At 59.4% G+C, this 25,264-nt stretch carries 19 protein-coding genes; 8 read left to right on the top strand and 11 right to left on the bottom strand.

Features of this window, described 5'->3' with window-relative positions; all coding sequences use genetic code 11:
- Window positions 1–36: 36 nt before the first annotated feature.
- From AC0L2D_RS16365 to AC0L2D_RS16340, 6 genes are all read left to right on the top strand, one after another.
- A complete protein-coding gene (locus AC0L2D_RS16365) occupies window positions 37–630 on the top strand; it encodes a DJ-1/PfpI family protein (RefSeq protein WP_013533129.1) in 594 nt (197 codons plus the stop codon).
- A gap of 1,435 nt (window positions 631–2,065) precedes the next feature.
- Window positions 2,066–4,660 (top strand): non-ribosomal peptide synthetase, encoded by a 2,595-nt coding sequence (locus AC0L2D_RS16360; RefSeq protein ID WP_082826410.1) that lies wholly within the window; start codon window positions 2,066–2,068, stop codon window positions 4,658–4,660.
- Window positions 4,657–5,640 (top strand): NAD(+) synthase, encoded by a 984-nt coding sequence (gene nadE / locus AC0L2D_RS16355; protein WP_032898949.1) that lies wholly within the window; start codon window positions 4,657–4,659, stop codon window positions 5,638–5,640. The genes AC0L2D_RS16360 and nadE overlap by 4 nt, the downstream gene beginning before the upstream one ends.
- A gap of 3 nt (window positions 5,641–5,643) precedes the next feature.
- Window positions 5,644–7,665 (top strand): asparagine synthase (glutamine-hydrolyzing), encoded by a 2,022-nt coding sequence (asnB, locus tag AC0L2D_RS16350; protein ID WP_473541543.1) that lies wholly within the window; start codon window positions 5,644–5,646, stop codon window positions 7,663–7,665.
- Window positions 7,662–9,215 (top strand): class I adenylate-forming enzyme family protein, encoded by a 1,554-nt coding sequence (locus tag AC0L2D_RS16345; RefSeq protein ID WP_473541542.1) that lies wholly within the window; start codon window positions 7,662–7,664, stop codon window positions 9,213–9,215. The genes asnB and AC0L2D_RS16345 overlap by 4 nt, the downstream gene beginning before the upstream one ends.
- 39 nt (window positions 9,216–9,254) lie before the next feature.
- A complete protein-coding gene (locus AC0L2D_RS16340; protein ID WP_013533122.1) occupies window positions 9,255–9,521 on the top strand; it encodes an acyl carrier protein in 267 nt (88 codons plus the stop codon).
- 59 nt (window positions 9,522–9,580) lie between these two features.
- On the opposite strand, the gene AC0L2D_RS16335 is transcribed toward AC0L2D_RS16340, so the two are convergent.
- The 7 genes from AC0L2D_RS16335 to AC0L2D_RS16305 all read right to left on the bottom strand — a co-directional run bounded on the left by AC0L2D_RS16335 (window position 9,581) and on the right by AC0L2D_RS16305 (window position 16,550).
- A complete protein-coding gene (locus AC0L2D_RS16335) occupies window positions 9,581–10,273 on the bottom strand; it encodes a N5-glutamine methyltransferase family protein (RefSeq protein ID WP_164753432.1) in 693 nt (230 codons plus the stop codon).
- Between the two features lie 110 nt (window positions 10,274–10,383).
- On the bottom strand, window positions 10,384–11,646 hold the full coding sequence (locus AC0L2D_RS16330) for a polysaccharide biosynthesis/export family protein (protein WP_063167489.1): 1,263 nt from the start codon (window positions 11,644–11,646) through the stop codon (window positions 10,384–10,386).
- 16 nt (window positions 11,647–11,662) lie between these two features.
- Window positions 11,663–12,892, bottom strand: coding sequence for a hypothetical protein (locus AC0L2D_RS16325; RefSeq protein ID WP_473541541.1), 1,230 nt, complete (start codon window positions 12,890–12,892; stop codon window positions 11,663–11,665).
- Complete coding sequence (locus AC0L2D_RS16320) at window positions 12,889–13,893, bottom strand: SDR family NAD(P)-dependent oxidoreductase (RefSeq protein WP_024502427.1); 1,005 nt, start codon at window positions 13,891–13,893, stop codon at window positions 12,889–12,891. Before AC0L2D_RS16320 ends, AC0L2D_RS16325 begins: the two co-directional genes overlap by 4 nt.
- An 87-nt stretch (window positions 13,894–13,980) precedes the next feature.
- The gene (locus AC0L2D_RS16315) at window positions 13,981–14,655 is read right to left on the bottom strand and encodes a sugar transferase (RefSeq protein ID WP_013533117.1); all 675 of its coding nucleotides are present in this window, start codon (window positions 14,653–14,655) and stop codon (window positions 13,981–13,983) included.
- Window positions 14,652–15,788 (bottom strand): DegT/DnrJ/EryC1/StrS family aminotransferase, encoded by a 1,137-nt coding sequence (locus tag AC0L2D_RS16310; protein ID WP_013533116.1) that lies wholly within the window; start codon window positions 15,786–15,788, stop codon window positions 14,652–14,654. Before AC0L2D_RS16310 ends, AC0L2D_RS16315 begins: the two co-directional genes overlap by 4 nt.
- A gap of 39 nt (window positions 15,789–15,827) precedes the next feature.
- Window positions 15,828–16,550: a nucleotidyltransferase family protein gene (locus AC0L2D_RS16305; RefSeq protein WP_013533115.1), complete on the bottom strand. Its 723-nt coding sequence runs from the start codon at window positions 16,548–16,550 to the stop codon at window positions 15,828–15,830.
- 480 nt (window positions 16,551–17,030) lie between these two features.
- On the opposite strand from AC0L2D_RS16305, the gene AC0L2D_RS16300 reads away from it, so the two are divergent.
- Window positions 17,031–17,705 (top strand): LuxR C-terminal-related transcriptional regulator, encoded by a 675-nt coding sequence (locus tag AC0L2D_RS16300; protein WP_013533114.1) that lies wholly within the window; start codon window positions 17,031–17,033, stop codon window positions 17,703–17,705.
- Here AC0L2D_RS16300 and AC0L2D_RS16295 read toward each other — a convergent pair.
- Entirely contained in the window at window positions 17,698–19,440 is a 1,743-nt protein-coding gene (locus AC0L2D_RS16295; RefSeq protein ID WP_024502428.1) for a PAS domain-containing protein, read from the bottom strand. The genes AC0L2D_RS16300 and AC0L2D_RS16295 overlap by 8 nt on opposite strands.
- A gap of 213 nt (window positions 19,441–19,653) precedes the next feature.
- Here AC0L2D_RS16295 and AC0L2D_RS16290 point away from each other — a divergent pair, with 213 nt between their 5' ends.
- Window positions 19,654–20,361 (top strand): helix-turn-helix transcriptional regulator, encoded by a 708-nt coding sequence (locus AC0L2D_RS16290; protein ID WP_024502429.1) that lies wholly within the window; start codon window positions 19,654–19,656, stop codon window positions 20,359–20,361.
- 81 nt (window positions 20,362–20,442) lie between these two features.
- On the opposite strand, the gene AC0L2D_RS16285 is transcribed toward AC0L2D_RS16290, so the two are convergent.
- The 3 genes from AC0L2D_RS16285 to AC0L2D_RS16275 form a co-directional block, all read right to left on the bottom strand.
- Window positions 20,443–21,483: a glycosyltransferase family 2 protein gene (locus AC0L2D_RS16285; RefSeq protein ID WP_024502430.1), complete on the bottom strand. Its 1,041-nt coding sequence runs from the start codon at window positions 21,481–21,483 to the stop codon at window positions 20,443–20,445.
- Window positions 21,480–22,847, bottom strand: a complete 1,368-nt coding sequence (locus AC0L2D_RS16280; RefSeq protein WP_013533110.1) for an oligosaccharide flippase family protein — start codon at window positions 22,845–22,847, stop codon at window positions 21,480–21,482. The genes AC0L2D_RS16285 and AC0L2D_RS16280 overlap by 4 nt, the downstream gene beginning before the upstream one ends.
- 184 nt (window positions 22,848–23,031) lie before the next feature.
- Window positions 23,032–25,263 (bottom strand): GumC family protein, encoded by a 2,232-nt coding sequence (locus AC0L2D_RS16275; protein WP_473541540.1) that lies wholly within the window; start codon window positions 25,261–25,263, stop codon window positions 23,032–23,034.
- Between the last annotated feature and the right edge of the window lies 1 nt (window position 25,264).

Below are 25,264 nucleotides of genomic sequence, written 5' to 3'. Positions count from 1 at the left end.
CGCCTTGCCTAGCTCAAAACACTGAGAGGAAGAACCATGCCAGGCAAAAAGATACTGATGCTGACCGGTGAGTTCACCGAAGAATACGAAATCTTTGTCTATCAGCAAGCGATGGAAGCCGTCGGTCACACCATCCACGTGGTATGCCCGGACAAGAACGCCGGAGATCTGATCAAGACCTCGCTGCACGACTTCGAGGGCGACCAGACCTACACCGAAAAGCTCGGCCATTATGCGCTGATCAACAAGACTTTCTCGGAAGCCGAGAGGCAGCTCGATCAATATCATGCCGTCTACTGCGCGGGCGGCCGCGGCCCGGAATACATCCGCACCGACAAGCGCGTGCAGGCGATCGTGCGCCATTTCCACGAGGCCAAGAAGCCAATCTTCACCATCTGCCACGGCGTGCAGATCCTGATCGCTGTCGACGGCGTGGTGCGCGGCAAGAAGGTCGCGGCACTCGGCGCCTGCGAGCCGGAGGTGACACTGGCGGGTGGCACCTATATCGACCTGTCGCCGACCGAGGCCTATGTGGACGGGACAATGGTTTCGGCCAAAGGTTGGACGGCGCTTGCTGCGTTCATCCGCGAATGTCTGAAGGTGCTGGGAACGGAAATCCGCCACGCATAAACTTCTGGAACCGACGCATTCGCCAAGGGATGCGTCGGTTCCCTTCAACAGCGCTTCCATATCCATCAACTCGGTCGGGATCGCGGCTTCCGAGCTACGATATAGGCGAGACACTTAAGTATTGCCGCCTGTTGCGCCGCTTTTCGTCCTGCCTGTTCCACTGGTGCTGTTCGACAGGGTCGGCGCGCGGCGTTGTTTCAGCATCCGGATAGGCCGTGTCGTCGACCGTGCGGCCCCGTCGTCCCCCCGAGGCCACCTCGCTCCGGGCTTGCTCATTCGGATTGCAAGCTGCTGACATCAGTCAACGCCTGCAACGGCGCTACGCCACCGGAAATCGGGTGCGCTTGAGTTCAGGCCCGCGTCAGTAAATCTGGCATCGCGGATAATCCAATAATCTCCCAGCGTCCGGGGTTGGTCATCGGCCTGACGAAAAGAACGGCGTCCAGGAACGATTTCGGCCGGCTGTCGTTGCCTAACATTAGGTATCCCTTATGGACTTTGCGAAATGCCGCTGTGTCAGAATCTATGCCCTCTTGAAATGACGTTCAAATGTCCTCGCTGCGGATTGGCTTTGCTGAAACCCGGGCGCTGGTTCCAGGTTGCGTCCAAATATCGCTGCGAGGGCTGTCACAGCGAAATCCGGATTACGTATCCCGACAAGATTGCACTTTTCCAGAAGTATGCGGATTCGCAGGGCGAGGTCCATCTCCCCCAAAGCATAGCTCAGTCCTGACCAGTCGTTCAGCGGCTAGGCCACGGTCCTGCCAGGAGGGCAGGCGATCTGAAGGCTGACTTCCGGCGGTAGGGTTGCCTGTAGCATGGAACGAAATCCGTTCCCTGCGGTTGGAGTTGTCCAGCTACACGCGATTGAACCGGCCTTGCCCCACAGTCAGGAGCAGTGATGCAAACATACCTGGTGGAACAAATGGAGGGGGATGACGTGGTCGCGGCGAGTAACGTCAATGCGTCCAGCCCGTTCACGGCGGCGACTATGTCAACGGGACGCCAGGTTACCCTGCGGACTTGGGAAAACAATTGGGTTCGTGTAACGGATGAGCTTGGAGGGGAAGTGTTCGCATACTGCTTCGTTTCAAGCACTGGCAAAGCGGATAGCAGCGCGCAGCCCGACACCTCTGTAAGGTAAGGGAGTCCCGCAGCCCGGGCGGGCGCAGGCTGGCCTCTTCATCTTCGAATAATTCAAGCGATTAAGACCGTCTCACGCATCATCCGAATGATTGATGAAAAGATCATGCCGCGGAGCGATAAGCGGCAACAATCCTAGCGTGGGGCCCTTATGTCTCTGGCGCATTTAGAATCTTCGAGGGCGATTCAAACGGTGCAGGCTGACTACCAAGCGGTGGTCCCTTGCCGATGGTTAAAAGCTCCCGATCATGCTCTTGACCATGGCGGGCCTGTTCTACGTTTGCATCAACGGATGGGAACTGGCTTCGCCGACGTTCCTGTCTTTGATCACCTGAGGGAGATCGCCGGGCGTTATTCCGAAAAATTAGCCGCCAGCGACGGCACCAATCGACTGACCTATTCCGAGCTTTTTCGGGCGGTCGAGGCATTGGCCGGCTGGATTGAAGCCGTCGTTCCCGACGGAAATGCGGTTGGAATACTTCAGGCCAACTCGGTCTGGTACACCGTTGCGATGCTGGCCAGCATGGCATCCGGTCGGCCGTCAGTGCCGCTTAACGTGCGAGATCCGGACTCGCGCATCAACGAAATCGTCGCCGACGCGAGGCTCTCCGCCATAATTGGCGACAAAGGCCTCCACGGCCTTGATCTGCCCCAGCACGTTGCCTGGATCGATATGGCGCAATCATTGCAGGCAACGCCCCATCCAGCCGCACACCGTGTGGTTTCTGTCGATGCACCGGCAATCGTGCTTTATACCTCCGGCAGCACGGGCCGCCCCAAGGGGATTGTCAACAGCCAGCGGAACTTGCTGTGCCGAGTGCAGCAATATGTCGATGCGTGCCACATCAATGCACAGGATGTATTCCTGCCTCTGACCGGCCCGGCAACCATCGCCGGCTGTCGGGAAATTCTTGCCGCTCTTCTCACGGGTGCCACGTTGCAGCTTGTGGAGGTTGAAGCCGTCGGTCTGCGCGCGGTTCGCGGCCGCATGCAATCCGAAGGCGTGACGATCACCTATCTGGTGCCGGCATTGCTTCGCGCTCTCTTGGCGGATGAACCCGCGGACGCCTTTGGTTCGCTCAGAGTTGCCCGAATTGGAGGCGAGAAGGTATCTTCGGCCGACATCCGCCTCGTGCGCAAGGCTGTCCCGCCAAATTGCCTGGTGCAGATCGGCTATTCATCGACGGAAACGACGGGATCGCAGTGGTTCTTGCCGCACGATTGGCCGGAATTCGATTCTTCGGCTCCCGTCGGCTGGCTGCTTCCGGGAATCAGCTTCGCAGTGGTCGATGAAGAGGGTTACCCGGTTCAGCCCGGCAAGATCGGAGAACTGTTGATCAGAAGCCCGTATGTCGCGCTTGGACATTGGGAAAACGGGGCCGTTGTTCCGTTTGAAGTAGACCCCGACGACCAGACGCTTCGCATCTTTGCGACGGGCGATCTTGTGCAAATCGGGAGTGACGGCCTGCTGCGGATCATAGGCCGCAAAGGGCGCCAGATAAAGGTCAATGGGCGGCGCGTTGAGCCGGCCGAACTCGAACGGGTTCTGCGTGGCGCGCCGTCGGTGAAGGATGCCGTGGTTATCGTCACCCCGGCGAATGAACTGGTTGCATTCGCCGTACCGCACAGCGGAGCGGGAGCCAGTTTTTGCGACGAGCTGCGCCAACTTGCCAGGACAAAATTGCCGCCGGCGCTTTGCCCGTTGCGACTCCATGCAAGCGCCGAGATACCGCGACTGCCCAGCGGAAAGATCGATATGACAACGCTGGCTGCAATTGACCTTTCGGTTCGGGAAACCACGCCCCCACCGCAAATACCCCATGCGGGACATGAAGTTCCTGCTCATCAGATCGTACGGCGTGCCTGGACCAAGGTCCTCAAGACGCGGGTCGCCCTGGGCTGTTGGGACGAAGCGGGGGGAGATTCGCTGAAGCTGCTGCACTGCGTCATGGAAATCGAAAGCGCGATCGGGCAGGAGCTCGGATTGGAAGCCTTCACGGTTGGAATGAGCTTCGATGAGATGGTTGCAGCGGTCATTTCTGCTCAAGGAGGCGGCGAGCACGCGCCCGCTTGGAAACACGAGCCTCCGCTGCTTTTCCTTTTCCCCGGCTCGGTCGGCTATGGTCCGAGCCTTGCTTCGTTCGCATCGGCAATAAGCAAGGTCGCCAGGGTGTCTCCCATCAGATATCCGGCCCTGGGCATGATCCTGCAAGGTCAGAACACCGTCGCCGCAATGGTCGAAGCTGCAATCGATCATATCAACCGCGTGCAGCCGACCGGCTGTGTTCGCCTGCTTGGTCACTCGCTCGGAGGAGCGGTTGCTTTTGAGGTTGCCGCGCGTCTGCTTGATCAAGGGCGAGCGGTAGCGTTCACGGGCATTCTGGATACCAGCCTGGTTGGCGAACGCAGCAAGCGTTGGGAGACGATTACCCGGACATTTCACCGGATCCGAACCAATCGTATATCGGCTAGTCGAGTGGCATGCCGCGCGCTTGCCAAGGTCGCGGTCAAAATGCACTGCGAATCCCGGCTTGCCAGCTTCCTCGATCGCTATGCCGAGGGTCAGTTCAACCCGACGAGCTTCAGAACCAAACTGGAACTGCAGGAAGTTCTGCGCGCGCGCGCCTTCTTCCAGTGGCTCACAGAACCCAGGCCGATACTGCCGATCACCGGCACCTTGTTCCGTTGCGCGCGGCCCGGAATGCCGCTTGCACTTGGGTGGGATCGGGCATTCGTCCATCTGGACGTCATTCCGATCGCCGGCACTCACATCGACATGGTCGTGGAGCCCCATCTGACCATCAATCGCCCGCTCATCGAAAACGCTGTGACTGAGACCTACTCTTCAATCGAGTCACAGAAACGGGAGGCAGTGTCATCGACCTGATCGGGGAATTCAGCAGCGATGTGCTGGCGCTCGATGCTCGGCTGGAGATCGATCGCATCGTCGAGACCTTGCGCGAACAGGTTCTCGGCACACAACGGCGCCGCGGAGTGGTTGTCGGGCTCTCCGGAGGCATCGACAGTTCGGTCGTCGCAACGGTCTGCGCACGCGCGTTCGGCAGGGACAAGGTACTGGGCCTGTTCATGCCGGAGCGCGATTCATCCGGCGACTCGTTGAGGCTTGGCCGCAGCGTCGCCGGGCAGCTTGGCATCGACACAATCCTTGAGGATATCCAGCCGGCGCTCGAGGGCATCGGCGCCTACGCCCGACAGATGGAGGCCATCCGAACTGCCGTCCCTGGATATGGCGAAGGCTGGAAATGCAAGCTGGTCATGGCATCGGTGCTGGAGAGCAGCGGCCTTAATATCACGCGCCTCACCGTCGAGGATCCGGACGGAAAGATCGACACCGTGCGTCTTTCGCCGGCGGCTTACCTGCAGATCGTCGCTGCAACCAACTACAAGCAGCGGGTTCGCAAGATGACTGAATACTATCATGCGGACCGCCTCAACTATGCAGTGGCAGGCACGCCAAACCGGCTCGAATATGACCAAGGCTTCTTCGTCAAGCAGGGCGACGGCGTCGCCGACGTGATGCCGATCGTCCATCTCTACAAGACCCAGGTTTATCAGCTGGCGGAATATCTCGGGATTGACGAGGAGGTCCGAACGAGGCCGCCGACCACGGACACGTTTTCCATGGCGCAAACCCAGGAGGAGTTCTACTTCGCCTTGCCCTATCAGCTGATGGATTTGTGCCTCTACGGCATGAATCACGGAATTTCGGCCGGCGTGGTTGCCGCCGCCGCCGGCCTGACGGCCGAGCAGGTCGAGAAGGTCTATAAGGATATCGTCAGCAAACGCCGCGCCGCCCGCTACCTTCACGCACGGCCGCAGCTGTCCGCTGCGATGGACAGGGATTGACCCATGTGCGGCATCGCCGGAATTGTGGCGCTGAACGCGGCTGCGGAGCCTCCTTCACGAGCCGCGCTTCTACGAATGGCAGCCGCGCTCTCCCATCGAGGCCCGGACGAGAGCGGCGTTTACCGCGACAGGCGGGCGGGGCTGGCGCATACCCGTCTGTCGATCATCGATCTCTCGACCGGACAGCAGCCCCTCGCGGACACCGGCGATACCACCTGGATCGTGTTCAACGGCGAGATCTTCAACTACGTCGAGCTGCGTGAACAACTCATGGCGCTGGGGCATCGTTTCCGCACCCGCAGCGATACCGAGGTCATCGTGCACGCCTACCGCGCCTGGGGCGTGGCCGCGTTCGAGAGGCTAAACGGGCAGTGGGCACTCGCCATCTGGGATTCGCTGACAGGCCGTCTCGTCCTGTCGCGCGACCGGTTCGGCATCTGCCCGCTGCATTTGTGCGAACATGCTGGCCGCCTTCACTTCGCCAGCGAAGTGAAGGCCATTTTCGCAGCCGACCCGGCGATACCGCGGGCCTTCGATCCGGCGGGGATAGACCAGACTTTCACGCTGTGGACGGTCGTACCGCCGCAAGGCGTATTTCAGGGAGTGAAGGAACTTACCCCCGGCCATGTACGCATCTACGACAATGGCAGCGTTCGTGAGCACGGTTTCTGGAAACCTCGCTATCCCGAGATCGCGGACCAGGCCCATGGCACCTTCACCGGCTCACTGGACGATGCGGTGGACGAAGTGCGTAGCGCCTTGCAGGCCGCGACGGCGCTTAGAATGGTCAAGGCGGATGTGCCGGTTGGCTGCTACCTTTCCGGCGGGCTCGACAGCTCACTTGTCGCCATGCTCGGGAGGCGCTTCGCCGGCGCGCCATTCCAGACCTTCTCGTTGCGTTTTGCTGACGCCGAATATGATGAAACCCGTTACCAGCGGCTGGTTGCAAGTGCGAGCGGCGGCGAGCACCACGAGGTGATGGTTTCGCGCGGTGATATTGCCGAGGTTTTCCCAGATGTGATCCGTCACGCCGAGCGTCCGATTCTCAGGACCGCGCCGGCGCCGTTGTTCCTTCTCTCGAGGCTGGTGCGCGAACATGGCATCAAGGTCGTCCTGACCGGCGAGGGCGCCGACGAGATGTTTGCCGGCTACGACCTGTTCCGTGAAGGCAAGGTCCGCCGTTTCTGGGGGCGGCAGCCCGCATCCGCCCGACGCGCGCGACTGCTGGAACGGCTCTACCCCTATCTGAGCCGGTCGCCCGTCAAGCAGCAGGCGATGGCGCGCCAGTTCTTCGGACACGGTATCCATGCATTTGGCGCGCCCGGCTTCGCGCATGACACCCGCTGGCGCACCACCAGCGCCATCAAACGGCTGTTCTCGGCCGACATGCATGCCGAAGCGGCGCGTCACGACGTGGTGGCGGACCTGCTTGGCCACCTGCCCGAAGAGTTTCCACGATGGGGTCCTCTCGCGCAGGACCAGTATCTTGAGATCAGGACGCTGATGTCGGGCTACCTGCTCTCCTCGCAGGGTGACAGGATGCTGATGGCCCATTCTGTCGAGGGGCGCTTCCCGTTCCTGGACGACAGGCTCGTGGCGTTGGCGAATTCGCTCCCGCCCGACTACAAGCTGCGCATTCTGGATGAGAAGCACGTGCTGAAGCGTGTGGCGAAATCGATCGTGCCCGCGGAAGTCGTGGCCCGCAAGAAGCAACCCTACCGGGCGCCCAACGCACTTTGCTTCACGGGCGATGGCGCACCCGCCTATGTCCGCGAAGCACTCTCCGAGACTGCCCTGCGCGCGGCGAATGTCTTTGATCCGAACTCGGTCGCGCGCCTGCTGGACAAATGCGCTGCCAAGACCGGCGATGGGGATCTGTCCAACTCGGACAACATGGCATTGGTCGGCGTGCTGTCGACGCAGCTCCTCCATCAGCAGTTTGTCGCAAGCCGCCCATCGAGCGCGCATGCGGTCGACCTCAGGATAGATGTCGATCACCTGCACAGGGAAGAGGTGCTGGTATGATGCATGGCGCCGTACCTCTGCTGGACGATTACCTCAGCCATTCGGCCGAACGGCTCGGCGACAAGATAGCGCTGGTGTGCGGCGAGCACCGGCTCACCTATGACGAGCTTGAGACACGCTCCAGCGCGGTCGCCCGTCATCTCGTCACGTCCGGGGTCGCCCCCGGTGACCGCGTTATGATCTTCGCCGACAACACCGTCGAGACCGTGGTCAGCTTCTGGGCGGTTCTCAAGGCGAGCGCCGTTGTGTGCGTCGTCAATCCGCTCACCAAGAGCGACAAGCTGGGGTATTTGCTCAACGATTGCCTTCCGGCAGCATTGATCACCGACAAACATTTGCAGCCGGTCTTTGCTGAGCCGGCGCGTAACTGTCCGTCGCTGCGGCGGCTCATCGTCTCCGGTCAGGTGGACGACGCCGAGCTCCGGGGATTGCCGCATGCCGTGCGCTGGGATGAGGCGGCTGCCGGCCACGGCAAAGCGCCGGCCCGCCGCCGCATCGATATCGATCTCGCAGCCATCATCTACACGTCGGGCTCGACCGGCGAACCCAAAGGCGTGATGCTGACACACAGGAACATGATGACAGCCTGCACGTCTATCGCCTCGTACCTTGAGCTTGGCGAAGACGACGTGATCCTCAATGTCTTGCCCCTGGCCTTCGACTACGGCCTCTATCAGATGATAATGGCATTCCGTACCGGGGCGCGGTTGGTCCTCGAGCGCTCGTTTGCCTTCCCCGCACAGATACTTGCGATCATCGAAAGGGAGAGAGTTACAGGCTTTCCCGGCGTGCCGACCATCTTTGCCGCGCTGTCGGATCTCAGGACGCTGAAGGCAAATGATTTTGCAAGCATAAGGTATGTCACGAATACGGCGGCAGCCCTGCCGCTTAAGCACATTCGCCTGCTCCAGGAACTGTTTGCCGCCGCCCGCATCTATTCGATGTACGGCCTGACCGAATGCAAACGCTGCACCTATCTTCCGCCGGACGATCTTGCCCGAAAACCGTTGAGCGTGGGGATCGCCATCCCGAACACCGAAATGTGGATTGTCGATGAGGATGACCGAAGGGTTGGTCCCAATGTCGTCGGCCAGTTGGTCATCCGCGGGGCAACGGTCATGAAGGGCTACTGGGGTAAGCCGGAGGCTACCGCGAAGAAGCTCAAGCCAGGTCCTTTGCCCGGCGAGCAGGTTCTGTACACCGGCGACTACTGCCGAATGGACGAGGAAGGCTACCTCTATTTTGTCGGCCGCAGCGATGAGATCATAAAATCGCGGGGAGAAAAGGTGGCGCCTAAGGAAGTCGAAAACGTGCTGATGGAAATCCCGGGAGTACGGGAAGCCGCGGTTGTCGGAGTACCTGACGACCTGCTGGGGCAAGCAGTGAAAGCGTTTGTCGTCATGGAGCAAGGAACGATCATGGGCGAAAAGCAGCTGCGGATGGAATGTCAGAAGCGATTGGAAAACTTCATGATTCCGAAGTCCATCCAAATTGTGTCCAGTCTGCCGATGACGGACACGGGCAAGCTCAAGAAAATGGCGCTGTCATAAAGCAATTTACGGAAATTATTTGGATCGGAGGCCAATTCAATGCTGAGCACGAACAACAGAATTGACACCTACAGCGATCAAATCCGCGCCTTTCTGGCGTCAAACTTCTACGTAGCCGACCCGCGTGCGCTGGAAGTTGAAACGTCGTTGCTCGATCAGGGCATCATAGACTCGACTGGAGTGCTTGAAGTTATCGGATTCGTCGAGGAGACATTCGGCATCACTGTCGAGGACAGTGAACTTCTGCCGGAGAATTTCGATTCCATCCAGGGAATTGCACGTTACGTGGTCAGCAAGGAAAACTGATCGCCGGGCTACGGCTTGAGGGCGTCGTCCCAACCGAGCGTGCAAACCCATGGCGCGGCTCACGCTGACGCTTTGGCCCGTGCACAAACCACCCTGGCTTCACCGGCTTTGTTCGCAACCGTGCGAATGCTCTCATAGGCTTTGGAACGCTCAACCAAACTCATGACCTGCCGGTCCTGGCCAAGCCCGACCTCGAAAAGCAGCATGCCACCTTGCCGCAGATAGTGCTGCGCCTCCTTGATCACCCGCATATGAATGCTCAGGCCGTAAGGCCCGGCAGCGAACGCCTCACGGGGTTCAAGTTCCATCAGATGCGCGCGGTCGTTTTCGAGCCGCTTCTCCGAGATGTAAGGCGGGTTGCAGACGACCAGATCGATCGTACCTTCGAGTTCCAGACCCGAGAAGGAATTGAAGAGGTCGCCCTGTAGCACCGAAATGCGTCCGGCCAGGCCAAGATGGGCAACGTTCCGGCAGGTGGTTTCGACGCAGCTGTCAGTGAGATCGCTCGCCCAGACGCGCGCGGTGGGGACCTTGTATCCAATGGCGCAGGCGAGATTGCCCGCCCCGCAGCACATGTCCACGACACGCGGTACCGGCCTGTTAAGTTCACGAAGGACATTGAGGGCGGTGCTGCCGAGCAGTTCCGTCTCCGGGCGAGGGACGAGCACGCCGGGCGCGACAACCAACTTCAGCCCCATGAAGTCGGTGCGGCCGGTGCTGTAGGCGCTGGCGACATCTATTTCACCAATCACGGCAAACCCGCTTTCTTGATTTCCCCATGTTGATTTCTCAGGCGCCCGGTCTTCATGCCGTGGGCGAGCCATCAGCAACGTCGTTCCCGGCTCGGTTCACGTCCGCGCAACTACTGGATCGCCGCGCTCTGCAGTTCGCTGCTGAACCTCACCTCGATGGTGTCTCCAGGCGCAACCTCGGTGTCCTGGTCGACCGGTCGACCTCTCGACGCGTCGCCGGCCCCGCCGGTTATTGTGATCCGCGCCTGAAAGGTTTCGCCGGCGACGGGCAGTGGAAGCGCGGACGCCCCTGATGGCTGAAGCTTCTGGCTGGCTGCGTGGAGCCTTGCAGTGGTCTCGGCGAGGCGAAGGTCGGTGTCCCTCAATTCGTTCAGAAGGCCGATCCTTCTTTGATTTTCATTGCGTTCCTGCTGCCTGACGGAGTCTTCCTGCTGGCGCCGCGTTCTCATCAGTTCGACCGAGGTCTCGAGCGCCCGGCTCGACGACATCAGCACGGCACGTCTGACGTCGGCGAGCCTGCTGTTGGTCAGGTTGCCCGATTCGAACGATTTGGTGACCCGCGCAAGATCGTCCTCATCCTGTTTCACCGCGGCCGCTTCCGTCTGCTCGCGCTTGAGCAGAACCTCGACCTGAGCCTCGGCATCCTTGGCGGTCTTGTCGAGATAGCTTTGCTCCTGCTGAAAATTGTTCAGCGAAATCTTGAGGCCCTCCGCTTCCGCCTGCGCGACCGCCGATATCAATGCGTTCGACAGGGGCGAGCCTTGCGGCGGTTGCATGTCAAATTCTGCCTGGTTCTGAAGTTCGGCGCGGATGCGCGCGCCATGAAAGTAGTCCCTGATGTAGTCCCCCCAGATCGACTCGTAGTCGCGTCGCAGATCAACGGGATCAGGTCCGCTTTGGCTTGCCCGAGACCGCAGGAGACTGAAACCGCCGGCGACGGCAATTGCCTGTCGGACAGTCATGAGTGGCCGGTAAGTCTGCTGCCCTGGTGTCAGCACATCGCCAGTCACATAGATCGGACGGTACTCCGCGATCACGGCCGTGACGTCGCTCGGCTTGATGACGATCATTTGCTCCCGTCCATCAGGTAGGCGCTGATGGACTATCTTGGTTGGCAGCACCGCCTCCATTCGCGTCTGCAATTCGGCCGGCGTCAGCCCGCCAACCGGGATCATCCCGAACTCGGGCAGCGCGATCGAGCCATCCATTTGCACGATCGCGCGTTGCGTTCGCTCCGCTATGGAGGCTATTCCTATCTCCACCGTATCGCCGGGCGACAGCTTATAGGCCACCGGCGCTTCAGCCGCGGCTGCGATATCCAGGGCCAGGCAGCCGGCAAGGGCTGCAAAGAAAATTCGGCTAACGAAGGCCATCGATGGCAATCTCCCTTTAATTCAGGCCCGGCTGCTGCGGCCAATCGAGATGGGCGACGAATTCGTAGACCGGCCCACCAGGCACCCCCCAATTGCTCGACCAGATCACTTGCGACCCATCAGGGGAGGGTGAGGCATGTGTCTCGCTCCAATAGTCGAACGGAGCGTTTCGCGTCTGCACGATGCGTCGGACCTCCTGACGACCGTCGACACGCAGCGCGATCACTTCGCGCGTGTATGGCGCCCAGTCCGGGTGGCTCCGAACCTCATCGGGATTGCCCCCGTAACTTATAAATGCCCATTCGGGCCTGTCCAAAGCACGCAGCGACGTATGCTCGGCCTCACCGTACTTCGTGAGCGACGTGACCTTTCCATCGGACAGCCGACGCTTGATCACCTGATATTTGTCCGGAGCGGATTTGCTGGTTCCGACGTAAATTTCGCTGCCATCCGCATCGAGAGTCAAATCGCCATGGCCGGGCCGATGATGATCCTTCCACGTTTGGCGCAGGGTGCCGTCGACTGCGAAAATGGCTCGCTGTTCGGTGCCGTCGACCAGATTTTGGAAACACAGGATGTTCTCTCCGAGCGGAGAAATGGTGCAGGAACTGGTCGTTCCGGCAACCTGGGCGAGATCGATGTCCGGGTATTTCAGACGCCGGTCGATGTCGTATGCGAAAACGACAGCAGCTCCATCATTGCGGGTCGCGCGTACGGCAATGCGGTTGCCGTCACGACTAGGATTTCCCTTGGACGGGCCGAATTCGAGATCCCGATATTTCGTTGCGGAATACACTATGTCCTCACGATTGGTGCGGGGCGCCCAGTTCGAAATCTTTTGACCATCGACACAGATCATCATCTCCGCGTTTCGAGGGCGCCATTCGCACTCACCCGACTTGTTGCGATGAAACAAAGGGAGGTAGGTTTTCCCGTCGAGGAAACACATGCCGTTGCAGCCGTTCATGAGGACGAGGAGGCTCTGATCCGCATTCCAGGCTTGCGCGCTCGAGTAGCGATGACTGCAATATATTTTGCCGCAGACAATTCCGCTGCCAAGCGCTCCGGGCTGGGTGATCCGAGTAAAGCGAATCCCTGTCGCCGGATCAGTTGCAGGTTTCAGATAAGCGGGCAGATCCATTGCCGGCTCCGTGCCTGCCGCACCGCTCGGCCGGTTTCCGGCTGTGTGCAGCGCCAGCAGAGCGGCCATCAACAGCAAAGCTGGTATGAGCCGCGGAAAGGTCATGTCATGTAGCTCATTTCGCGTCGGACGCGGCCTTCGCTGAGGCGCGAGCGCCACCACTCGATGGTCTTTTCCAGACCATCACGCAAGCTCGTATGTGCCCGCCATCCGACTTTACTTTCAAGGTTCGAGGAATCGGCGAGCAACGCGCGAACCTCGGAGTTTTGCGGCCGCATCCGGCTTTCATCTCGACGAACTGGTTTCCTGGTGCCACTCAACTCGAGCACCAACTCCAAAACGTCCGAGACACTGACGGCGCGCTGGCTGCCTGCATTGTAGGCATGGCCAAATTCAAGCTCGGCCGCCCCTGCCGCCACAAATGCCGCCGCAGTGTCCTCCACAAAGGTAAGGTCGCGGATAGGGCTGGTGTCTCCGACCATGATCGCCGGACAGTTCTCGTCCAGAGCCTGCCTTATGATGGTCGGCACGATGGCCCGCTCGCTCTGGCGCGGCCCGTATGTATTGAACGGTCGCAGGATGACCACCGGCACATCGAAGGACCTGGCATAGGACGCCGCCATCATGTCTGCGCCGATCTTGGATGCAGAGTAGGGGGACTGTCCCTGCAGCGGGTGGGATTCGTCGATCGGCATGGTCAGAGCGGTGCCATAAACCTCGCTCGTGGACGTATGCACAATGCGTTCGGTTTCCCAGTGGCGTGCCGCTTCGAGGACATTCACGGTGCCCAGCACATTGGTTTCCACATAGGATTGGGCAGCCGCGTAGGAGTAGGGAATCGCAATCAGCGCAGCCAGGTGAAACACCGCCGCCTGGCCGCGCACGATCCGGTTGATGAACGCGCTGTCACGAACATCCCCGCGAATGCATTGCAGTTGGCCTCGAACGTGGTCGGGTAAATCGTCCAGCCAGCCATGGCTGTCGAACGAGTTGTAGAGGGCCAGTGCCGTGACATCGGCGCCTTCGTGCACCAGCGCTTCCGTGAGGTGGGATCCGATAAATCCATCCGCACCCGTGACCAGGACCTTCCTGCCGTGATAGCTCACGACTGCGCACTCCTTTGATCGTGTGAGCTGTCAAACTGGCGAACGAACAACAATCCATTCATGCCAAACTCTCCTCACTTTCCAACTCTACCCACTTGCCGCGGGAGGCAGGGACACGCCGAAAACCGCCCTGAAGCCTCGCATTATCCAGACGAGGTCCGATGCAATCGTGCGCCGCGGATAGTAGGCGAGGTCGATCGTTGCCTTGGCCGGGAACAGGACCTCTCGATAAAACAGGAGCGGATCAAGGGATGGCGGGTAAAAACAGGCTTCGTGACGGAAGAGAACCTGGGTCGGGCCGAGCAGGCCAGGCTTCCACTGCAGGACGGCTTCATTGCCGCCGCGGAAACAATCGGCGAAGGCAAGGCTTTCCGGCCGCGGGCCCACAATTGCCATGTCTCCCGTAAAAACGTTCCACAGTTGCGGCAACTCATCAAGTTTCGTTGCCGCGAGAAAACGGCCTATCCGCGTCATCCGGCTGTCATCGTTCATGGTCAGCGCAAGGCCGAAAGGATCGGCTGTTGTCTTGAATTTGCGGAACTTGTACATGCGAAACGGTTTTGCGCCGGCACCCAGGCGCGTCTGTGCGAAAAGCACGGGCCAACCACCCTCGACAAAGAGTGCGACAGCAATCAGTAGCATCAGCGGAGCGAGTGCCATTCCCGCTGCTGCGGCGAGGATGATATCCATCGCGCGCCTGGCAATTCCGTGGCTGGTGCCAGCTACGGCGGGCCGATGCATCGTCACGTCGAGTGCGTTCATGCCGCGGCTCCCGCGCGCCCGCTGCTTTCAATCGCGGTGGCCAACGCAACAACCACCGACTCGATCGCACTTGCCGTAATTTGCGGATGTAGTGGAATCGTCAACTCCCGCTGCGCGAAATCCTCGGTCTTCGGCAGATGGATTTCAGTGAACATTTGGCGATAGAGCGTCATCTGGTGCACGGGCGTATAGTGGATTGTGGTCTGTATTCCCTTCGTTCGCAGATGGTCGATCACCGTTTGCCGGTCGACGTCATGTGGCAGGAGGACAGGCATGATGTGATAGGCCGAGGTCCGTGGTTTGCAGAACGGAACTGTCACAGCCGAGCAATAGTCTGCGATCAGACGTCGATAGAGGACGACCAATATGCGCCGGATTTCATTCCATTCCTGCAGGTTCTGAAGCTGGACCAAGCCAATAGCGGCGCGCAATTCATCCATGCGGTAATTGAAACCGAGCATCGTCACATCGTATTGCGGCGTGCGGCTGTTCAGCCGCTGATGTGTGCCGCTGGTCATCCCATGTCCGCGCGCCTGGCGGATCGCTTCACGGAGCTGTGCATCCCGGGCGATTACGGCCCCACCTTCCGCGGTGGTCATGTTCTTGTTGCCGTAGAAGCTAAAGGCCGCGGCCGCACCGTAAGTCCCCACCTCCTTAAGGCCGGGAGCATGCGCGGCATCCTCGACGATATGCAGTCCTCGCACACGGGCAAATCTCTGCCATTCTTCCCGGTCGGCGAGGTAGCCGGCAAAGTGGACGAGAATGACGGCCTTTGTGCGTCCGGTGCACTTGGCTTCCGCGTCGCTTAGGGACATCAGTGGCACTTCGGCCGACTCTATGTCGACGAATACCGGTGTTGCTCCTACGTAGAGCACTGCATTCGCGGTCGCCACGAAGGTCAGCGAGGGAACCAGAACTTCGTCTCCGGGACCGATCCCAAGTGCATGGAGAATGAGATGCAGGGCGGCGGTGCAAGAGCTGACGGCAACGCAATCGACCGCATCATGCACGGCCGCGAAGGCCTCTTCAAAGGCTCGTACCTGGTCCCCCATCGTCAGCCAGCCACTGTCGACAACTTTGGCCAAGGCCGCCTTTTCCGGAAAGCCAAGAATAGGAGCGCTGACCAAGAGCATTACGACCTCCTCATGTTGGCGTGGTCGAGCGTTCAGCCCTCAAGCGGCCGCTGCCGAGACCTCGATCGATGCGGACTGCTCTTCCCAGGCAATGGTTTGTGCGTTTTGAAAATCTTCAACGCGTCCGATATCCAGCCAAAGCCCGTCATGTTTGTAGACGTGCACATTCGTGCCGTTTTGCATCATCTGCAGCATGAGATCGTCGAATCCGAAGGCGATGCCGTCAGGTATAAAACGAAAAACGTCTGGATTCATGCAATATATCCCCATGCTTACCAAATGGGATAGCGTCGGTTTTTCACGAAATACTTGAACGGTATTGTCGACCTCGTCGATGACGCCGAAGTCCATCTTGATGACGCGGGATGCGGTGGCTATGGTGACTGGATCCGTGTGTGTGCGGTGTGATGCCACAAACCGGCTGAGACTGAGATCGGTAAGTACGTCCCCATTGAGAACAATGAACGGCTCGTCCAGTTCCTCCCTGATCAGGGAGAGCGGGCCAATGGTGCCGAGAGGTTCCAGTTCCTGGGTGTAGCGTATCCTTAGATTCCACTGGGATCCGTCCCCGCATACGGTGCGGATCAAGTGCCCCAGATAGCCGGTCGTGACGTAGACTTCCTGAATGCCGTTCCGCCGCAGCCACTTCAAAAGCAATTCAAGAACCGGTCGAGCACCGATCGGCATGAGAGGCTTGGGCAATATGGATGTGAAAGGCCGAAGGCGTGTTCCCATTCCACCGCACTGAATGACCGCTTTCATCTCGTCCTCCTATTGATACGACTGTCGCGGTGTGATGGGTCCAACCCACCCGGCCGGAAGGTACGCCAGTGTTGGTTTTGCCTCTCCGGAGTGCAGCGATGGTAAGTGGCGCTTGAGAAGGCGTCGTCGTGCATTTGAATGGCACTTTCCCGGCCTTTTGATTCAATATTCCAGTTGGCAGCGCATGGGCGCGGCAGGGCGATCAGAGCTGGGAACTGTCCACATGTCCGGCGCCGGCAACGACCTTCTCGGAAGGGCATCGCTACCGTTCGTACGAAAAAAACACTTCAACATCTGGCCCTGAAATGTGTGCGATTGTAAGCTATATTAGAAGGTTGAAATGTGCCGATGGGCGGCGGCGAGCGTCGACATACGGGGGATCAGCGGGCGGCTGATCTGTGTTGGGTCACCGTACAGTCCATCCAAAGGGAGGTTTCGGCAGCTAGGGACACATGCGGGCTGCCAAAAGGTGGGTGGTTCATGTATCGTATTATCATCGCCGATGATCACGGCTTGTATCGTCGTGGGCTGCGACTGGCTTTGATGGCCGGCATTCCAGACTTGGAAATATTCGAAGCGGCGTGTTTTGATACCGTCATAAGCTTGCTTGAAGATCAGGCGCCTGTTGATCTCGCCATCATCGACCTGAACATGCCGGGACTGTCCGGTCAGGACGACCTTCGCGACGTCTTACCGGCTCATCCCGACACACGGTTTGCAATTGTCTCAGGGACCGATTCACGCGCCGAGATTCTAACTGCCCTCTCGATTGGACTTCATGGCTATATCGTAAAGTCCCAAACGGACGAGGAGGTGGTCCTGGCGGTGAACGAAATCCTGGCTGGCCGCATTTACGTTCCGGCACTTCTTTCACAAAGGTCCAAGGAGTCGGTGCGCCTTCCATCCGAGGCTCCCACGCAAATGCCCCACAGGACCATCAGCGTCAACAATCTGGGCAGGCTTACGTCCAGACAGAAGGAAGTCCTCAGGTTGATGGCTGAAGGTTACTCGAACAAAGAGATTGCCCGTTCTCTTGAAATTGCAGAAGCGACGACGAAGATTCATGCGGCTGCCGTCCTGCGCGAACTTGGGGCACGAAACCGGACGGAAGCCGCGGTTTTGCTGAAGACATGGGCCGCCAGGGACATCAACTAGCGCCGATTGCTTTTGGCGGCAGCCGGACCGAATATTTCAGTCCGTGATCCAGCATCTCAAGCTTGGAAGAGTGGCCCACGATAGGCTCACCGTCGGCTCCGATAATCAACGACCCAAAACCACGCCGAGCCGAGGTGGAGACCCGGCGCTCTCCCGATTCCGACCATTCAAACACTATGTCGGCGCCGGGCTCCTGGGCCACGAATTGCCACACGACCTCGATCCGTCCTGCCGGAGTGCCGAGAGCCCCATGCTTCACGGAATTGGTCGTAAGCTCGTGAACGATCATTGCGAAGCTCTCAGCCGAACCCTCAGCCATTTTTATTTCGGGTCCACTGATCGAAATGTCATGCGTCCCCATATAGGGCTGCAATTCCTGAACGATGAGGTCACGCAGGGAAGCCGACAGGCTGCCATCGCGTGAAAGAAGCAGATGCGTCGCCTGGAGTGCGCCGATCTTTTCGATCAGTGTCTGCTTATAGCTGGCGATATCATTGTCGGGGGCACCAACCATATTCACAAGCGCCGTGATCACCGGAAACAGATTGTTGAGCCTATGGCGCTGTTCAAGCATGGCCCGCTCTCGCTTCTTCGCCGCAGCCCGCAGCAGAATGGTTATGCGCCGATCGGTGAGATCCGCGGCGACTCCTATTCGCTGTGCACGACCGTCGCGCAATTCGTCCCGTCCCCGAAGAGCAATCCAGCGGATATGTCCGCCAGTTCGCCTGATGCGGATCTCAGCGTCATAGTCGGCGCCTGATGCAAGCTCTCCCGGGGCCATCAGATTAGGCAAGTCGGCCGGGTGAACGACCGCAGTCAATTCCTGCAATGGACGGCTCGGCGCGGGTGCCAGCCCCATCATTTCCCAGAACGCGGCTGAGCCCTTCACGGACCCGCTCTCGAAATCTATGCGCCATGTTCCCAACCGGCTTGACGATAGCGCCAGGTCCAACCATTCCTTCTGAGCCCGGAGTGCCTCGCGGGCGGTTCGCTCTCCCGATATGTCGTCCACCACTACAAAAATGCTTTGAGGGAGAGCATCGGCTGGCACGGCCAAAGACAGGGCCAATCTTGTCCACAAAATCGTGCCGTCTCTTCTCAGGAGACGGATCTCCGAGCCGAACGAAGTCGTGTCTTTCAGGCGAGTCAACGCTTCCGCCAAGGTGTGGTTGTCGTCGGGGTGGACGAGTGCGCTGAGCGGCAGACTTGAAAGCTCCTCCTCGACATACCCTGTCATCTCACAAAGACGCTTGTTGGACCGTTGCAACTCTCCGTTCTCATTCATGTTGGCAAAGCCAATGGCGGCACGTTCGAATGCCCAGCGATACCTGTTTTCGGTTGCTTCCAAGGCCGCGAGTCTAGCCTCCGCAACCTGCAAAAGGGTGCGGTAGTCCTGCCTCTGCCGGTGGAAAGTCAGGGCGATCATCCCCCCTGCAACCAGCAGCAGAATGGCTTGAACCCAAAGGCCGACATCGATTGGATGGTGCAGGACATCCCGCGTCAACAAGCCGACGGCAACCATCACAAATGTTGCCGCAAGAGCGATCATGCGATCTTCGAGATATGAGATGGCAATAATGGCGGGAACAAACTCAAAAAAGCCGATGTCGTATGCCACAGAGGTCGGCAGCGCTGTCTCGACTGCAAGTGTCGCTATCAGGAGCGACATCGAGGCAAGGCGGGTCAGCAACTTGCCTGAGCTGTTCGGATGCAAACTGAGCGAATGCAAACGCATGTGCCAGACTATAACCTTCTGACTAGTCCGTCGAGATTAGACCGAAAAGCGTACAGACTAGTCCGACCGCAGGATTGTTCCCCGGGATTGTAGCGCGCATTTTGTCCGATGTCGGGGGCGGATCGGACCGCTACTCTCCAAGCGACCTGACTGACATGTTTAAGGCACCTCCTTTTGACTGGGAGGCGTTGCCGTTTTGCGGGAGGTAAGAAAATGGCACTGGTTGGTAGGCAAGATGATGGAATTCTTGGTCGCCAATATGGAAGTTTCGGGGGAAAGCCTGTCTCCGCCTTGAGAACGCAAGGTGACCATGCTTCCGCTTGGCATCAAGCACCACAACGGTTCGACAGCGTTGCTGTCGAGCCACGGCAGAGCAGCCTTGCATCTGTTGTGAGAATGCTTGATCGCATCGGTTGTGGCTACCTGATCCTGAACAGCGACAGGAAGGTCATGGAGTGGAATTCAGCCGCTCAAAACACCTTGGAGCGCGAAGGCGAGGCAGCCGATACGGCCAGCAAGGTATTTGCTGCGCTGAGACGGCTGATCGCAAACGTGCCGGGCAATTTTTCTCCTGGCACGCTTTCATGGGTGGTGATCCGAGGCATGGGCGACAGGCCCCTGATATTGAACGAGAAGGGCATAGCAACGCCTGACGCGACAAGCATCGTGGCGCTGCTGGATCGTGAAAACAGGTCCGGGCCAAATCCCCAGACGCTGCAAAGAATGTTTGGTCTGACGAGTGCCGAAACGCAGCTCGCACTGCGCTTGGCGCAGGGCGATGCCCCTTTGGAAATAGCCCGCAAGCGGCGCTTGAGCCGGACCACGATAAGGTCGCAGCTGGCGTCGCTGTTCGCCAAGACCGAAACACGGCGACAGGCGGAACTGGTAGCTCTTCTTGGGCGCATATGCGTTTTGCCGTGAGGCAAACGCCTTTACCATGCGCGCGCACAACAGGCTTGTGCGCGCAATCTGTCGCTGATGTGCTTGTCGGCCAGCCTCACCTTACCGCCGTCGCGTGCGCACCCGGCCCAATCTTGGGCGGATTGCAAACACGTGATTAAGCACGTGCCAGCCCGCCACCTTCATGACGGAAGGCCGGAAGATCTGAATCCCATCCAGGAACGTAGTCAACCAGGACTGCTGGTGGAACCGCATGGGAATACGAGCAACCCGCAGCGCCCGCAGCAATGTCTCGGGAGGCGGGAGATGGTTGCGGTCTTTGATGAGATTCCAGTTAAGCTGCTTGACGGCGAGAGTCACTTCGTCGACCTCGCGGAAACTCTTTGACGTGGTAATGCTTGGATGGCTCGTTGCATCATAAAAGGTAAGCGGATCGCTTATCGCCACCATGTCCCCATGGCTGGCTAGATCGACGAAGAACAGTTGATCCACTCCGGCCGGAATCTCTTTGTGCGTGCGCATCAAGCAGCCGGCACGAATGACGTCGCTGTTGATCAGCAATGTGGATGGAATGATCCCCAGGCAGCGTGTCGCGCGCACCAGATAGAGGTCCATCAGGCACTGCTGGCTGGAATAAAGGGAGATCGCTTCCTGCTCCTTGGGGACCTGGCGAAATCTCACTCGCTTGTCCTCGATTATGTTTGCGGCAGACGTCATGAAGGCGACCGACGGGTGCTGTTTGGCAACTTCGGCGAATGTCCTGAGTGCACCTGGCGCAAGCCAGTCATCGTCGTGCAGCAACTTGATCCACCGTCCAGAGCAAGCCAGCATAGCGTTGTTGGTGTTCTCCACCTGACCGCGACCTCGGCTGTTCTCGATGATGCGGATGCGAGGTTCGCTTCGTGCATAGTCGGTCACGATAGCCCAGGTCTCGCCCTCCGGTCCCTCGTCGTCGCTCACGACCAACTCCCAATCGGAGTAATCCTGACCCAGGACGCTGTCGATCGCCCTGCGGATCGTATCGGGCCGGCGAAAGGTTGGTATCCCGACAGAGATAAAAGGGCGTGACCATGAGACATCGGCACGGTCATGCTGGGTGACCGCAACTGCCGCTTGAAGATTGTCAACCGACGACGAATTCATGGTGTTTTTTCCTCGAGACATTCATGTTGGATGCACGTTGCAGCGCCTGCTGGTTGAGGGTCGTGGGTCAACAAATACAGCGATGCTGCCATTTTCAGAGCGAAACCCGACGCGCCGCCGGCGGCCATGAAATAGATGACGGTGACTGGCTGCCAGCCCGCCTGGGCGCCGGCGAGCAGCGGGCCAAACACGAGAACTGCTCGTGCGAGGTCGATGACCAGTCTTGTTCCTTGCCGCCGTAGCAGAGCGGGAACGTCGCTAAGCGGAGTCGACAACGCTTGTGCCGCGCCCATCAGCGCCAGTGCGGTCATGATTTCCGCAGTGGGCATCCAAGGCTCGCCCAGGAGCGGAACGACCACATAGGGCGCGGCGAGTCCAAGCAGCAATATCGGCACCGCGGTAAAGCCGGCAGCCAGCAGGAGAAGCCCGCGTGCCACGCCAAGCAGGTGTCCACGATTGTTGTTCTGGTTTGCTTCGGCGACAAAAACATTGCTGAGCGGTGAAGCGATCAGCGTCACTGGACCGGTAACCAGGCGCGTTGCCACGCCCAAATATCCGGCAAATGCGGTGCCGAACAGCCCACCGACAAGAACTGCCGGAAGATTGTTGATCGCTATGCTCGCGAGTGTTGCGGGGATATCGAACAGAGGAAATTTGTATTCCCGCCGGGCCTTTTCGAACACCGCACGCCAAGGTGCCCGGGCGATGCCGCGCAAATCCTCCCAGCTCGTCACCCGATAACCGATATACCCGATAAAGACGAACTGGCTCAAAATATGGGCATGGATCATCGCTTCGCCGCCAAGGTTGGCAATGCCGAAAACCAATTGCAGTGCAGCCATGCTCGCCGGCAGGATCAGCCGCCCAAGGGCAAAGTCGCGCAAAAGCCCAGCACGCAGGCTCCAGCAGTTCATGGCTTCGACCAGACCTGCGCCTCCCATTCCGATCGGAATGAGCCAGGCAAGCGAGCCGAGGCGGTTGGGAGCAAGGTTCGACAGCATCTGTCCGGCCGAAAAGGCCAGGACGGTGGTCACGAACACAGCCAAAAGGATAAGCTTGACCGTCACATAGGCCTGGGCGCTCCCCTTAACCCCATAGAGTGACGCCTCGAAGCGCAATGCTGCGACCCCGGCGAGTATGTTCACAATCGACAGATAAATCGTAAAGATGCCGAAATCCGCAGGCGAATAGAGCCGCGCCAAGACCGGAATCGCAGCAAGAAGGGTGAGTTGGCCGACAATTGCCATCGCCGACACTTCACCAGCTGCACGAATGATCGAACCGATCGTGCTCGGCCGAACAGCGATGATGGCTGTGTCGGCCGCGGGAACCATCTTGGGTCTCAGAAGGTCGCTCAGTGCCATCGGTTCGCGCTTCCGAGGGAGGCAAATATCGGGGATTGCCGCAGCCTACGATGCACACCGAACCTTGCCATCATTCACCTGAATGACGCGCTCTGCGGACAGGCTGCACCCTGAATCGTCCGGGCCGCTCCCTGGATAAACCGCCCCCGGATCGTCCGCGGCCCAAGGACGAGCCTGTGCTTGGTCATGCTATCTGCTCGCGCAAGAGGTCGGCGCTATCCTCGAGCCGATATCCGGCATGTTTTTTCAAGTTCACTTGCGTGAGGACGCTGCCGACGGGTACCGCAAGAGAACCGTTGCCCTGAAGGAGTTCCAGCACCCCGCGAGCGAGGGTACGTGGCGTTTTCCTCCATCGGACGGCAAAAAGCACCGCATCAGCCCATCCAGCCAGAAATTTGGCTTCCGGCCGCCCGAGCGCCGACGGCAGGTTTATGATGACGATGCGATAGGTCAAGTGCAGATCCGCCATCACTTTGCCCCCATCCTCGCAGGACAACACCGCCAGCAGATCGTCCGACGGAGCAGCGGTCATCACGTCGATGCCGATTTCATGCAGATTGGCCACGGCGTTTTCCAGGTTGCTGCGATTGCAGACATAGTCAGCGAAGGAATGGCGGCTCTTGCGCTCGCTGAACTGATGCAGGAACTCGAGCGTGAGTTGAACGCCCTTGCGTTCAAGATCGATCAAGAGAACGCGACCGCCCATCCGCGTGCCGGCCAGCGCCAGACTCCATGCGAGCTCGGTCCCCCCATCCTCCGGGACGCTGGAGGTGACAAGCGCCGTGTACGACGAACGAGCCCTCAGCGCATTGGGCGCCGCAGCAATCAGCAACGACGTCACGGCGCGGCTATAGGCGGAGCTGCGCTCGCCCAGGACAAGGGTTCGCAGTCGTTTGGCATGCACCCTGCCTGCTTCGGGAATCTGCCCCATACATGGAACATTGAGCACCGCTTCCGCCTCGGTCTCACCGCGGAAAGTCCGATCGAAGTGATTGCGCATCGTGACGAAAATCGCGCCCAGTATAGCGAACACAATCATCCCGGGTGGAACAAGGAAGATGGCGGGCAAGGTCTGCGGGATGGTCGGCGGCCATGCCGCCGATAGGATGGAAATTCCAGCCGAGGGAACTCCGATACGCCGCGTCAAATCCTGTTGCCGGCCAAGAAGTTCGTTGTATCGCTGGGTCAGCAAACTGACCTGCGGCTCGAGAACCCGCAACCCGGAAAGCCGGCTGGCGGTGTCGGCCATGACCGCATCCAAAATGGCCTTCCGGCTCTCAAGAGTGGCGATCTGGGCACGGAAAATGTTTGCGTCCGCAGCAATCTTGTCGATGCCTTGTTCGACCTTGCTTTCGGTCAGGTTTCTGAGTTCTTGGTCCGCAGGCGCGCGAGCCTGTCGAGCCGCGAGATCGGCAAGTTCAGGCCCGCCAATGGCTTCGGCCACGGAGACGAAAGAAGCCCCCTGCGCTCGAAGCTCCTGAACATGTCGCAGCCGAGTTTCCACAGCGGCGAGATCTGCGTTTGACATCGACAATTGCTGGCTGAGGTCGGCCCGTTCCCTGGCTGCATTGTCCGCCGAGCCTTGGTCGATGGCTCCGTGGCTCAACCGATATTTCTCAAGGCGGTCGGCCGCTGCCTGCAGATCGTTTTGCAGCCTGGGCAGGCTGGTGGTGATCGCATCGAGTTCTTGCTGGTCGGATGCCTGCCTTCTCCTTATCAGATTGTCGACATAGACCTGAGCGAATGTGTTGGCCACGAGCGCCGCCCGCGCGGGACTGTCATCGGCGAAAGCGACGGAGACTACTCTCGATCGCAGCTCCTGCCCGACCCGCATTCCTTGCCGCAAGGCTCTCAATTCGGAGGCATCCTCGGCCTGTGAATCGCTGATTGTTTTGTCCGCTCCTGGCCACAGTCGGTCCAGTAGACCACCGGCAAGCGAGCGTGTCCTCGGGGGAGGGATGGCAGACGGCTCAAGCCGGGAATTCCCGCTAGCGGAATTGTCCTGTCCGATTTCAGCCGCACCTGTCTTGCGCAGTGCCGCCATGACGCGGCGCAGATGGTCTTGCGACGATAGCATCGTGATGTGGTCATCTATGCTTGAATCGACGAGGTCCTGCGAAGACGGGGCGCCGACGGGCAGTGAACCGCGCGATGGGGCGTCGATGATAAGCTGAGTAGTTGCTTCGTAGAGAACCGGGCGAAGACTTCCCAGCAACCCCGCCAGCAGCCCGCCCAACACAGCGAAGGCAACAATAGACCATTTTCGCCTTGCCAGAATCACGAAGAGTTGGTGCGACGCGGTGGCCGGCTCGACATATTCGCGCAATGACCGCACGTGCACTCTGCCTTCGAGAACCGGTGCTGGTGGTTGATTGATCCGTGGCAGCTGGATCGGGCTGATTGCGGAACCTACCATT

This window comes from Mesorhizobium sp. WSM4833, assembly GCF_055811095.1.
This window is presented reverse-complemented; position numbering and strand designations above follow the sequence as displayed.